The following is a 12,970-nucleotide window of genomic DNA, read 5'->3' on the forward strand; positions in this document are numbered from 1 at the left end:
CGCGCCAGATCATCGAATCCCATGTACCGGTTCCTTAATATGCGGCCAGGCCGGCGCGTTTCCGCGACTCGGCGACACGTTGGGCACGTTCCACACCACGATCAGCCGGAAAGTTGTAGTTGACCTGCCCGCGCGGCGTTTTCGCCATCAACTCGATCAACTGGTCGAGCTTCGCCACAATCTGATCCGAGTTGCCAGAGAACCCATTCCGGACACCGTCCTGGAACGCCTCCGTCTCATTCGGAGACAGCACACGCTCCGGCTTGAGGATGTTCTTCTGCATGAACCCGATACCGTCAGCGATGCCACCCTGGTCATACCAGTGGTTCTTCTCCCAGAACGCGCGAGCATTGACCGGGTCGCCGTAGCGGTCCCCGATGTAGCGTTTACCAGCCTGACCTTGAACTGCGGGATCGGTGTTGCGGTCCGGCAGATACTGGCGTTGGGTCTCCCCAAGGAACTGGAACAGACCGAATGCCCCCGACTGCGGGTTGACCGCCAACGGATTCCACCCCGACTCATGGTCGACGATGTAATCAGTGGCCGACCACTGCGCCCCCTCATCCCATTTGCGATCCGCGAACGCCGACTTCACTGCATCCTTCACACCGCCGGCACCAGTATTCTTGGTGGCCCCCGCAGTGTTGAGGTCTTCGTACTCTGCTGGTTTCACCGTGCCCGGGTCCGTCGGCCGAAACTGGGTTGTCGTGATCGTGTTCGGCAGATAGCGGTCAGATGGGGCGTACAACGTTTGGGAGCGGTCAAAGTTGGCTTTCAACTGCTCTTGGCTGGTGCTGTAGTTGTCCTTCAGCCCCCGAACGTCGCTGTCGTACTTGGCCTTGGCGTCCCGCAGCCTCCGGTCGTACTCGGCCTGCGTGATCGAATGCGACTGCTTCAGATTGTCCAGCGCCAACTTGTCCCGGTTGTACTGCGCTTCACGCTCGTACTCGGCCGACTGCAACTGCTGCGCACCCCGAAGTTGATCGGATTCGTACTGCTGTTTCAGCGACAGGCTGCTGACCGAATCCCCATCCACCAGGCCGTACTGTTGGCCCTTCTGGATGACCGAGTTCTCGTAGTCGTGGCGTTTCGCGGTCTCGTCCTGCTCAAACTGGTTACGCAACGCCAACATCCGCCGGTCACGCTCATCAGCGGAGATGATCGACGACTGATAGTCGGAGTCGATCATTTCCTTGGCGGCGTCGTAGTCACTCTTCCGCTGAGCCTCAGCATCCTGGTAGTCCTGGTCGAGTTTCCGCTTCTCGGCCTCATAGTTTTTGCGGGCATCTTCTTTGTGTGCCCGCTCGTATTCGGTGATGGCCGCCAACCATCCGGGGTTGTTGTTGACCGAGAGAAGATCGAACAGTGAACCAACCTGCCCGGTAACGAACGCGCTTGCGGCGTTACCGAGTCGACCCGAAAGACTCTTGTCTCCCGAATCATCGGTTTCGGCGGTGATCGGATCGAACGTGTACCCACCCGACAGTGCCGAATCTGGCAGGGAACTACCCGAGGCGATCGAGTCCTCGTAGCTGGATTCCCCGGGGGCCGCGTACTTGTTGGAGTTCTTCACCACCATGTAGGCGTGATCGGTGAACTGGGGGTCATCGGCACCCACAGACCCGCCGAGTTTGCCACCCCCGTAGGAGCCGCCCATTTCGACGTTGCTGCCATCCGGGAGCGTGCCGGCAGTGTGACCACCACCGGGGCCACCGTTAACCCATCCGAACCGCATGGTTCCGGCAGGGCCGCGCCCCAGTTTCGCCCCCAGCTTAACGAGGTAATCCCCCATCGTGGCAGTAGAGAACCGACCACCGAACGGGTTGAGTCCCGCAGCGAGCCGCGCAAACGCCGACATTGCTCCGGAGTTGTGAACCACCACACCGCCGGCGATGAAGTTGTGCGCGCCCTCTACGGTGATGTCATAGGTGTCCACGACGTCGCCGTCTTCGATCGACAGGATCGGCGCCACAGTGAACTCCGACGTGTCAATCCACGATGCGACACCCGGTCGGCGGGCTGCGGCGACCGAGCCGATCACACCCTCGCCGAGACGGACGCAGATCGTATGCAGCGGCCGCGCTAGCTTGACCTCGGCGCCGTTGATAACGATCGGCTTCCGTCGCATGTTGGTGCTGACGTTCGCTACGCCGTCGCCAAGGATGACGTGCAGGTACCGCACATCCTCGATGAGTGCCCGCGACGACGATGAGTAGGTGCGTTCACCGTGCCGCGCAACGTCGGCCGGGTGATGACCGTCGGCATCGCAGTAGCCGTTCAGGAATGCCCGCTTGCGCTCGTCGTCCCATCCCCACACGCACTCGGGGATTCGCTTCTCGTGGGCGGGCTTCCGGAATCCGGCCTCGATCAGTTCGCGCGCGAACTCGGTCGAGTATGCGCGGATACCGTGCGCTTCGGAGTCGGACGTGGTGATGCCGTCACGCTCGCCGCGGGTTCGCGATGCGCCGATGCGCATGCGGCCGAGGATGTCGCGGACCCGATCGCGGAGGTCTCCGTACACGCAGATCTCTACCTTGGTGTCCGACACGTTGCCGTCGCCGAGGATGACGCCGAGCAGCCATGCCTCCAGCAGGCCAATCGGCCGACCGGACGGCAGCGTGTTCGACTGTGCGTGTTCGAGTCGGACCGCCTTCGGCTGCACAAGCAGGTCGCCCGCCGCGAGTTCATCGAGACGTGCCCACTCGACGTCGTACTCGGCGGGCTCCCATCCGCGTCGGCCGACGCGCGGCCGGGCAGGCACGGTCTCCACAAGGCGCAGGAACGGGTGATTCGCCGAGCCGGTGACCGCACGCTGCCGGGTGCGTACGGTGAACGTCTCCTGAGTCTTGGAGAACCAAGCCGCGGTCACCCGGTGCGCTTCCAGCTTCCCGTCGACGTACGACCAGACGCGTTGGCCGGGCTGCAAATCCGCGATCGGCGTCACGCCGTCGGGTCCCCAGACTGGGGTCTCGGCAATGAGGCAGCAGTCGCCCCAGTTGACGCCACCCCACACATACGGGGCACCGGTCAGCGGCTGCGATGCACCCCTACCTTCGGCGAGTGCGCGAAGCTGATCGCCCGTGACGATGCCGCCATCAGCGAACTTCCCGATCCGATTGATTCCTGTCGGGGCGAGGAGTCTGCTGATGGCCCCACCTGAGACTGCACCGAGAAGCTCCGACACCGATCCCGGCAGGTTGTCTTTGGGTATCAGTTCGTAGCCGAAGGCTTTCGCCACCACAGCCAGAATGTCGGTGGAGCGTCGCCGCTTGGCTTTCGCCATCGGAATGAACGCCTCAGCAACGGTCTCACCTTCAGCGGCGATCGCGGGGCCAGCGGGGGTGGAATACAGTGAGCCTGCGCCACGCCCGGGCAGCATCTTCGCGTCTGTGAGTGAACCGCCGTTGGCGTACTTCTCCAGCGCATGGATACCGCCGTGTGCGTACTTCCGAATCCACCCATCCGCGGCCGGCGGGCCAGCAACGATGCCGTTACCGGGGTTGAAAGCTGCCGCACCCTCACGGGTAATGATGTCGATGTACTTGGTTTCGGTGCGAGTCCACTTGCCTTGCTTGTTGTTGTAGTCCGAGTCGTTCGCGGTGACAATGATCTGCTTGCCGTTGCGGGTTTCCACCTGCAAACCGATCTGCTTCAGCAGCTCCAGCACACCAGGGGCGAGCGGTGAGGTGACCTCGATGTTTTTGTTGTTGTCGGTCTTCACCTTCGCGCCGAGCGACGACAACAGATCCCGAACCTCGTTGCCGCCAGGCGCGGACACGTTGATCGGTTTACCATTCGGTAGTTTTGTGACCGCCTGGAACACGGAGTTCAGCCGTTGCTGCGCCTCTTCGGACCGGGCGGTGATTTCTACCGACTTTCCGTCAGGGAGTCGTTTCACGCTGAAGTCGAGGCGATCTAGAGCCGCTTCGGTGTCCTTGGTGACTGACGACGACTCGACCGTGAGGGTTTTCTTCTCGGGCTGCTCATTCCACAGGTATTTGATCTGTGCGAGTTGTTGCGCAACCTCGGTGTCGCCCTTCAGGTCGACAGTCAAATCGACAGCCCCGCCGCCGAGTTCGTCATACAGTTCGCGGATCTTCTCAATCGGCTGGCCCGTTGCGACCGCCAACTGCTGAAACGCAACTTCGTTGGCCTTGGCAGCATCCCCGATGGCCTTCATGTCGCCGCTGGATGCGATCTCAGCCGACTTGTCGGCGATGGCCTGAAGATTTCGGGATAGGGTGGCACCCGACTCCGTACGTGGGTCGAGCACACCGCCCTTGAAGGCGTCCGCGCCGATCCCCTGCGCCGCATCAGCGACCTTACGGATGGCTTCCGCGTGTTGGGCGATGGCCTCTGTTTTCGACCGGGCCGGACTCAACGCGTCCATCGCCGACTTCAGCGCAGACAGTTTGTCTGACGCCGACGCGGAATCGTCGCCCATGATGCGGACGGCTTCACCCAGTTCGGTGACTCCGGGAGCCAGGCGACGGGCGAGGTCCTGTTGGTCGAGGAACTTTTGCCGCATGAGGTCGAGACCTTCGGCTGCCTGCTGGCCGTCGCTGCCCATTCCGGCCAGTCGAGTACGAAGAGTGTCGTATGCGCCGGCAGATCCCGAGATTTGCCGCGACACTTCCTCGTTGGTCATATCCAGCTCGTCGAGAGCCCGACGAGCTTCAGTGGCCTTCGTGGCGGCATCGTTGATGGCGTCTGTGCCGCTCTTGTCGAACGAGCCGCTGAACGAGAACACCTTGTCGAACCAACTCTTGTGGCGGTCCTCGGTGGCCTTCAACTGCTCTTCGTACTGGGACAGAACATCCGTTTGGGCGGTCACCACATCGTCTGTGACTGCGCCGCGGCTCTTCAAAAGTTCCGCGTTCAACGCCGCCTGGGCTTCTGCGGCACGTTTGATGGAGGATTCGTATTCCTCTTGCTTCTGGCGGGCGTCGGCGGTCTTTGATGCGACCGTGGCCAACACAATGCCCGCACCCACCAACGCGGCGTTCAGCGGGCCGCCCATCACATTGACGAGCCCGGTACCGGCATTGGTCAGGCTGGTGATGCCACCGCGGGCGAGAGCCGACGCGTTCGACCCCAACACACGCAGATGCGTGGACGCGGTTTGCGCTTGCGACCCCATCCCGAACAGAATCCGGCCAGCGCCGCTGGCGGTGGGGTTGGACTGTTGCATCCACTGCACCGACTGCCGGTAGGCGTCACCAAACCCGGACATGGCCTCAGAAGCAGTGCGGGCAGAAGTCGCGATCGGCGCGAGTGCTGATGCCGCTTTCCCCAACAGAGAGGGAACAGTCTTGAACGCCAACCATGCGCCCAATAGAGCAGTGACCGCAGCCTGGTTCGACTCCATCAAACTGGCCGTCGTTGACAGCAGCGGGTTCAACGCGTCAAGAGCTGCCGTGCCCGCCTGCAACGCGGTCAGCAGTAGTTGCCACCCGGACACGCCCAGCGCGGCGGACGCTTGAGCGAGCGCGGCAGCTATCCGCCCGACGCTGGGGCCGAGTTGCCCCAACTCACGCCCAAGGCCCGCGAACACCTCACGCATACGGTCGAGTTGCCCCGACTCTTTGAACGCATCCAGGGCCTCACGGATTTTCGGTACCCACTCGTCGAACACTTTCGCGTCGAATGCCTGTGCCATCGCTTCGGCGCGGGGGGTGAGAGTGTCGATCCGGTCGGTGAGATCACCGAAAAAACCGGGTAGCCGATTGAATGTGGGGGTTTCGATGGCTGCGCCGAAACGTCCCAGAGCGGCGATAAGGTTCTCGAATGAGCCCTTGACGGTCTTGCCGGACTCCTGCGCAGCCCCGCCGATGTTCTTCTGGATCGCCCGAAACAGAACCTCAGATGACACTTTGCCGTCCGCAGCCAACCCTTTGACCTCTTTGGCGGCGACATTCATTTCCTGGCCAAGCCACTGATAGATGGGGATGCCGCGGTCGGCCAACTGGTTCAGGTCATCGGTGTATGCCTGTTGCCCGGTCTGAACCTGGTTGAGGATCGCACCCATGTCCGACAGAGACACACCGGCTATCGATGCAGCATCGGCGGTCATCGACAGATACTTGGTGAGGTCTTGGCCGGGTTTGATGCCGGCGGCGATCGCTGAGGCTGCGATGGTAGCGGCGTCACCCAAACCGAATGCGGTGCCCTTCACCGAAGCCAGGGCGGAGTCCATGACAGTAGCAGTGGTTTGGGCGCTGTTCCCAAGGCCCGCCAACTTGCCTTTGGCCTGGTCGATCGCCGACAGCCGATCAAACCCCTTGTAGAGGGCGGTACCGATCGCCGCACCACCGGCAGCGGCAGCCGCAACAGCACCACCCTTGAGGGCGGTACCGAGAGCGCCGGCCATCTTGTTACCCATCGACCGGCCGGTGCGTTCAGCATCCCGATCTGCCTGCCCCAGGGCTTGGCGGACGGCCCTCGGTACCTGGCTGGCCTCGACTACCAGCGACAAGTACCCCACGGCTAACTCTTGAGCCACACACACCTCCTGGGCAGGCCACACCAGCCCGACGAATCGGGTGGTTCTGTCGATCGGGGGGATAGAAATGGTTCAGGTGGTGATTTAGAGTCGACAGACCACGATGTCGACCAAGGGGAACCCCATGAACCGCGTTCGTTATGCCGTCGCCGCCAGCATCGCCGTACTTGCTGTGGCTGGATGCTCTGGTGGGGAATCCTCAGAATCCGCAGAGTCTTACTCGATTGACTCGTGGCAGAACTGGGGGCGCGCCGGCGTCGAATGGATGGAGAAATGTGAGGACTACGGGTGGGGGTGTGTCGATGACCAGATGGGCGATCTCATGTCGGCTAGTGAAGATTTACCCGCCGACTCTCACTCCACCGCGTTACGTCCCGTGAGCCTGTACCAGGAAACGTTCCGCAAATACGTTGAACGTGGATGCACCACCGACGAAACCCCCGCTGTTTGCGCTACCGCAGTTGATCAACTCGACCAGTTACGTGGCAGCGTCCACGACACCCTCACTGATCTGGCGGCGGGTGGAGATTAGGCGGCGAGCATTTCCGCAGCCACCTCACGCGCCCGCCTGGTCCCCTCGACCTCATGCTCATCCGGTTCGACGTCCTCAACAACCTTCGGGCCGTACGTGACATGCCCGAACTCGTCGGGGACCTCCTGAAACAGTTGGATGGCCGTCAGGAACTTGATGCGAGACACGCTCGTGGCGATCTCTGCCAGCAACAGGTTCTTCGGGTCGGACCAAATGTAGGTGTCGGGGTACATCACCCGATGTAGTTCGGCGTCAGGGTCACGGCGCGCCCGATTCACGATCGCCCGAAAATCTGACCAGCAGAACCGGGGTGTCCCGAGATCCCGCACACGCAAGCCTCGGGCGATGAGGTCATATTCGATGGCCTCCCCGTGCTCGGTTAGGAGCCGGTGGAGGCCGAGGATTCCCCCAGATCAATGTCTGCCGACGAAATCTGTTCCACCACCCAGTCGATGGTGCGTTCGGCGATCTTCTTCGACGTCGTCAACGTCTTGTAGTCGGCGGCGGAAACATACGGTTTGACCCAGCGGATCTTGATCTCGCGTTGCGGCGACTTCTCCAACAACTTCTGCGCCTCGGACGGGAACGGGGTGCGTTCCTCTTCCGGCAGCTCGTCGTTGTCTTTGTGCCACTGCTCGATCTGCGTTTCCGCCTCCACAAGCGGCCGAAGCCACTTCCCGTACGCCTCCACCTCCTCGGGTGGCATCCAGTTCAGCTTCGGCATCTCAATCAGGATCGACTCACGATCCGGCACCGGAACAGCGATCTTGCACAGGTGGTCCGCCGCAGTCGGCGCGACAGCATATCCATCAGGGACGGTCATGGTTGGTCAGGAACCTTTCAATCGGTGGTTAGTCAGGAGCGGACCCCGGCCTGGCGAGAAGTCACGGCTCCTGACCAAGGGGTTTGATGACACCCCGCCAGGCCAGGACTTCAGATCAGCTACCCGAAGACGGGTTGCCGTCGATGTCGCCGTACTCCTCGACATAGTTGCCGTTGGAGTTACGGAACGACCGGATCGTCAGTTCCAGACCGGTCGCGTCCTGCGACTCCATCTTGAACTCGGCGATCTCCGACACACGGCCACGTTCGATCTCGAACGTCTTGTACTTGCGGCCGTACTTGGTGGTGAACACCCACGCCGACAGCGGAAGCTGCTCCGGGTTGTGGGCGACGTGATAGCGGGCACCCGTGGTGGGGGTGGCCGGCGTGACGGTGACGTTCGCATCGCCGAAGGCAGTCTTCTTCACCGCTTCGTTGTCGACGTCGAGGAGCTTGATCTTGAAGGTGCCGTTGTACTCGGTCTGCACATCGACGTAGTCGCCGCCGTCGAAGTCCTTCACGATGTTCGACGTGCGAGTGATGCCGACCGACAGGCCATCCTGGGCGCAGGTGCCCTGGTCGCCGTCCGCCCACGCCGGATCGGCGGACACCAGATCGGCCTTGGACTCGACGACATCGCCGGGGAGAGTGGTTCCGAGTGGCGCACGCCATGCGACGCCACCATCGAGAGACTGTGCCACGAAGGCATGTTCGACGTTACCCATTGTTAGGTGCCCCTTTCAGGCGTTGTGGTCAGGAGCCGTGAAACGGGGTTATTCAGTTAGAAATCTCAGATGATGCGGAGCGTTCCGGAAAACTGCCACCGCGAGTGTGTTTCGACGTCGGGGTCGTCGAGGTGGGTGATGGTGTTGCCAACCCATTCGCTGACGTAGCCGTCCGCGTATGGTCCGCCGTTGGGTGACATGCGTAGTGCGTCGTAGGCGTCGAGGCAGTCTTGTTCGGCCTGCACTTCGTCGCTGTTCCAGCATTCGACGAGGATTCGTGCGTGGTCGATGACCCTGCCGCGGTCCCCGCCGACCCGATCGACACGGAAATACCGGGCCGGCGGGTTCTTTCGAGGGGGAATCTTGGATGAGACCCTGACTCCGGGGAACGCTTCCCGCAGAATCTCCTGGGCGACAGCAACAGACGAAACAGCCATCAGTACATGACCCGGATCAGAGTGTTGTGTTTGGCGTTGTCTCGGATGGCTCGGTAGTCGGCAGTGACCACGGTTGTGCGCCAGCGGCCTTGCGGGTTTCGTGCGCCCTGCTGCGAACCGACCGCATAGGTTCCTTCGCCTTCGGCGTTGGCGCGGTCACAGATCCGTTGCGCCATCGACTCCAACTCGGCAACCACGCCGGGTTCACGCCGCAGGTCATACAGGGCTTGTGTGTTCCACTTGATCCGGACGGCCACGACGCACCCCCTGCCACTGCCCCGGGGCGTACACAGCCCACAGTCGGTTCGGACGCTCCAACACGATCAGCACCCCGGACGGTTCGGTGAGGATCTGCACCTCGGGACCGTCGAAGTAGTCGATCTTCTCGTCGCCCCCGAAGTTGTCGGTGATGACGTTCCAGATCACCCGTTCACCTGTTTCAGGTTGATGGTCCAGTTGACGATGTCGCACGCCCACCACGCCTTATCGGCACGCTCCGGAACACCCACAACCTCAAACACTTCCCCATCGATCGTCATGCGATCCCGCGGCAACACCACCCCGAAATCGGGGTACACGATGATGCCCGCACCAACCTCATCCCGATCATGACCGGCCACACCAGGTTCCGATGTGTTGTAGTCGGCCCACGTGATGAACTGCTTCACCACCGGGTCATCCCACTTGTCGATCTGGTTGCCGTGAGCGTCAACGGTGTTGGGGTCGTCGATGTAGGCGGAATGCTCCACATCAAACAGAGCAGGGATGCGCCTACGGTGTCTGGACAATGACCTGCCCTCCCGGCCACAAATACGATTGCGCCAGTTCACGTTCATCAGGGGTCAACCCGACGCCGCGTTGCGCGCTGTCGCCGTACGAGGTGATCTGAGTGACAGGGCCGGCGGTGTCGGTCATTGACCGGGCACCAGCTTTCACGTCCTCCGGGATGGACAGTGCGCGGGCAACCATTTCGGCTACCGTCACTCGCACCTCATCCGGAACGTCACCGCCATGCGTGTAGGTGACAGTCACAAACCGGCTGGAATCGAGGTCAACTCTCAGCCACGACCCGGTTCGGGTGTATGTGACGTCGTCTCCGTCGTCGTCGACCACTGCAGTCACAGCGGTGACTGGTCGTTGATCGAGGCGGACCCTCCCGCCGTTCACCTTCAGCCGCACCGTCGATGTGCCCTCGGTGAAGTGTTGCTTCGACACGATGCGGAACACCTGCGAAGCCTTCAGTAGAAGGTCTTCCACGGCTAGGACTTCGCTGTCCTCCAAGTCGCGTTTGAGAACGTGTGCGACGTCGTCTGAGCCGGCGAGAGGGTCACTCATCAGCTACCTGCTGCCGCCCCGAACACCGCAACACCCTCAGGACGGACAACCTTGCCGCCGTACACGTGGAGGCCGCGGAAGCGGTCAGCGAACTTGTTGTCGGCGCGCAACGCCTCGACCTCGTCGATCTGCGACACGTAGGCCGCGGCGGACGGGTGGAACGCCACGAACGCCGGGTCGGTGTTCTCGGGCAGGTTGTTCGACGTGATGACCCGGAATCCGAGCAGTGTGCCGATGGTTGCCATGCGCAGACCGTTGTTGTCGCCGGAGGTGTCGACTGCGGTCAGCTTCGAATCCGCGCCGAGGAGCAGGGACTCGAAGGCGGCGTTGCCGACCAGGACGCGGCCGGCGGACGGAGCCTTGTTGACGTTGAGGGTCTTGCGGGCATCGCGCACCAGATTGAATGCGGCGTCACCGGTGGTCGGTGCGGTACCCGACAGTGCGGTACCGCCATCGACGAGCATCTCGGCGATGAACAGGTCGGCATCCTCGATGAGGGCGTCAGCCGCCGCATCGGTGTATGGCGACATCTGGCCGGCCGCCTGGGCGCGGTCGATGTCATCGATGTAGATGTCCCAGTTCTTCTCCTGATCGATCAGGAGGTCGACACCGGTGTCGCTGATGGCGTCGGCGGTGGTGGTTCGGCTGTTGGCCTTGTAGTCCTTGATGGTCGGCCGGACAACAGCGGGGATGTGGACGGTGTTGCCCTTGCTGGCAATGCCCTCATACGAGCGGTCGACGAGCGAGGCGAAAACCTTCTCGTTCTCCCACCGGTCGAGCATGTTGGCAACCCACAGTTCGGGGATGAAGTTGGTGATGGCCATGATGGCTCCTTACTTGCGGATGCCCTTGAGTTCGTCAAGCTGACCTTTGGCGTCAGCGTCACGAATCTGGGCGGGTGACATGGTTTTCAGGTCTGCCTGAGTGAGTTGCGTGACCTGGTTGGCAGGGGTCGTGTCGGCGTTACCGACAACCGATGCAGGTGCCGCGGTCGGCGTGGTTCCCTTGAGTTCCTTCAGCAATTCCACGCGGGACCGCATGGCGTCTTCGGTGTCGAGTCCGTCGAGTAGTTCCACCGCGAATCCGGTGCCCTTCACGACTTCCTTGGCGAGATCGTCACGGGCCTTCTGCTTGTCACGCTCAGCGATGGCAGCTTCAGCCCTTTCGGCCCGCTCCTGCCACGTCTGCTCGTCACGCTGCCGCTGCGCTTCGATCTCGTCGAAACGGGCGGCCTTGCCCTTGAGGTCCCGGATGGTGTCCTTCTGTGCTGCCAGCGTCTTCACCAGAGGGTGATCGTCGGGCAGCTGATCCCACTGCTTCGCTTCCGGCTCCTGTGTGGGTTCCGGCTCGGGAGGCTTCGGGGCCGCTGCCGCAACATCGGACGGCTTCGGCACAGTAGTGGTCTGCGGTTCCGTTTCGGTCACAGCAGCGTTCTCAGACATGATTCTCCTGACATTTCGTCGTAAGAGGTGGTGCACCATTTCGGTGCTGTGTAAATCGCTCAGCGTCGAGCTGAGGGCTTGTACTTCGGGATGTCCGCCAACGACGTGAACTGCTGATGCCGCCACGTCAAGACGTCCCCGATCTCCCCGTGCTCACGCACCAGGAGAAGTTTTCTGTAATCCACTGCACGGCCACCGCGGTCGGCGATGCCGGCTATCTGCTCAACCGCACCGTGGGCGTCCTCCAGCAATTCGGGAGCGATCACTCGGTCCTCCGACCACCCGCCATCTGCTGGGGCAACATCGCAGTCGCAGCCAGGATGAATCGGGCTCAGACGACCTGTGTAGTACTTCGATGTGGAAGCGATGACGCAGAGCGCACAGTTCTTTGCGCCCTTCAACACCCGCCGATACGCCTGAACCTTCGCGTGCTGCAAAGACACATCAGACTGTCGGACCTTCGCCATCTGCATGTCCGTCGCCACCAACGACTGCAACCGTCGAGCACCCTCAGCAACCGCAGCGTCCAACGTCTGCCCCTGCGCCAGACCGGTCCACACCTGCTCCATCGGCCGCCGATACACCTGTTCGGGGTCGACACCGCGGCCCATCGTCACAGCTTCCCGATCCACCGGGACAGGTGTGGTGTCAGTCATCGCCGCCATGTACGTGGCCGTCAAGTTCGCCACCTGAACCTGGCCGGCCAGCACCCTCGGCACCAGCCGTGCAATCAGTTGATCCGCCTGCGCATCCCGGTAGGCCGGCATTGCCGCCCACATTGCCTCCGCAAACACCAACACCCGTTGGCGTACCGCAGTGACTGCCTGCTGGTACCCGGCGAGGACAGCGTCAGGAGGCATCAGCGACAGGACGATCTGTCGACATCAACGCAGTGAACGCGTTCAACTGCTCCTGTGCCCGATCCAACTCGTCCTGACGGATCTGATCCGGCGAATACCCGAGGATGTTGCGGGCAATGGACGCCCACGATTCCCCTGCGGCCTTCGCTTGCGCTGCCGCCGCATATTTCTGGCTCTCCTGACGCATCCGTGGGTGGTTGAGCGCGCCTGAAACGTGAGCACGCCGTTCCCTGTCTAGGTTTCTGAGCTGTCTAGGACCAGGAACCAGTGAGCGGAGAACGGCGTGCAGAACGCCACCTTATGGCGAGCCCTGTT

The 12,970-nt window shown here is 62.1% G+C and carries 13 protein-coding genes; 1 reads left to right on the forward strand and 12 read right to left on the reverse strand.

All coding sequences use genetic code 11. From position 1 onward, the window contains the following. Window positions 1-34: 34 nt before the first annotated feature. Entirely contained in the window at window positions 35-6,502 is a 6,468-nt protein-coding gene (locus L1892_RS23395; RefSeq protein ID WP_235726196.1) for an aggregation-promoting factor C-terminal-like domain-containing protein, read from the reverse strand. A gap of 124 nt (window positions 6,503-6,626) precedes the next feature. On the opposite strand from L1892_RS23395, the gene L1892_RS23400 reads away from it, so the two are divergent. Beyond that, window positions 6,627-7,034 (forward strand): hypothetical protein, encoded by a 408-nt coding sequence (locus tag L1892_RS23400; RefSeq protein ID WP_235726197.1) that lies wholly within the window; start codon window positions 6,627-6,629, stop codon window positions 7,032-7,034. Here the strand turns inward: L1892_RS23400 and L1892_RS23405 are convergent. From L1892_RS23405 to L1892_RS23455, 11 genes are all read right to left on the reverse strand, one after another. Further along, window positions 7,031-7,267 carry a hypothetical protein gene (locus L1892_RS23405; RefSeq protein ID WP_235726198.1) on the reverse strand — a complete coding sequence of 79 codons (237 nt, stop codon included), beginning with the start codon at window positions 7,265-7,267 and terminating at the stop codon, window positions 7,031-7,033. The genes L1892_RS23400 and L1892_RS23405 overlap by 4 nt on opposite strands. A 146-nt stretch (window positions 7,268-7,413) precedes the next feature. After that, window positions 7,414-7,857, reverse strand: a complete 444-nt coding sequence (locus tag L1892_RS23410) for a hypothetical protein (RefSeq protein ID WP_235726199.1) — start codon at window positions 7,855-7,857, stop codon at window positions 7,414-7,416. A 115-nt stretch (window positions 7,858-7,972) separates the two neighbouring features. Beyond that, the gene (locus L1892_RS23415) at window positions 7,973-8,557 is read right to left on the reverse strand and encodes a hypothetical protein (RefSeq protein ID WP_235726200.1); all 585 of its coding nucleotides are present in this window, start codon (window positions 8,555-8,557) and stop codon (window positions 7,973-7,975) included. 89 nt (window positions 8,558-8,646) lie between these two features. Continuing rightward, a complete protein-coding gene (locus tag L1892_RS23420) occupies window positions 8,647-9,018 on the reverse strand; it encodes a hypothetical protein (RefSeq protein WP_235726201.1) in 372 nt (123 codons plus the stop codon). Beyond that, window positions 9,018-9,275, reverse strand: a complete 258-nt coding sequence (locus tag L1892_RS23425; RefSeq protein WP_235726202.1) for a hypothetical protein — start codon at window positions 9,273-9,275, stop codon at window positions 9,018-9,020. The genes L1892_RS23420 and L1892_RS23425 overlap by 1 nt, the downstream gene beginning before the upstream one ends. Beyond that, a complete protein-coding gene (locus L1892_RS23430; RefSeq protein ID WP_235726203.1) occupies window positions 9,235-9,444 on the reverse strand; it encodes a hypothetical protein in 210 nt (69 codons plus the stop codon). The genes L1892_RS23425 and L1892_RS23430 overlap by 41 nt, the downstream gene beginning before the upstream one ends. Beyond that, window positions 9,441-9,854, reverse strand: coding sequence for a hypothetical protein (locus L1892_RS23435; RefSeq protein ID WP_235726204.1), 414 nt, complete (start codon window positions 9,852-9,854; stop codon window positions 9,441-9,443). The genes L1892_RS23430 and L1892_RS23435 overlap by 4 nt, the downstream gene beginning before the upstream one ends. A 498-nt stretch (window positions 9,855-10,352) precedes the next feature. After that, window positions 10,353-11,177: a phage major capsid protein gene (locus L1892_RS23440; protein WP_235726205.1), complete on the reverse strand. Its 825-nt coding sequence runs from the start codon at window positions 11,175-11,177 to the stop codon at window positions 10,353-10,355. Window positions 11,178-11,186: 9 nt separating this feature from the next. Beyond that, entirely contained in the window at window positions 11,187-11,795 is a 609-nt protein-coding gene (locus L1892_RS23445; protein ID WP_235726206.1) for a hypothetical protein, read from the reverse strand. A 59-nt stretch (window positions 11,796-11,854) separates the two neighbouring features. Next, entirely contained in the window at window positions 11,855-12,655 is an 801-nt protein-coding gene (locus L1892_RS23450; protein ID WP_235726207.1) for a VG15 protein, read from the reverse strand. Beyond that, window positions 12,645-12,842, reverse strand: a complete 198-nt coding sequence (locus L1892_RS23455; protein WP_235726208.1) for a hypothetical protein — start codon at window positions 12,840-12,842, stop codon at window positions 12,645-12,647. Before L1892_RS23455 ends, L1892_RS23450 begins: the two co-directional genes overlap by 11 nt. Between the last annotated feature and the right edge of the window lie 128 nt (window positions 12,843-12,970).

The organism is Gordonia tangerina, assembly GCF_021556435.1.
In the GTDB taxonomy this organism is placed as follows: Bacteria; Actinomycetota; Actinomycetes; order Mycobacteriales; family Mycobacteriaceae; genus Gordonia; species Gordonia tangerina.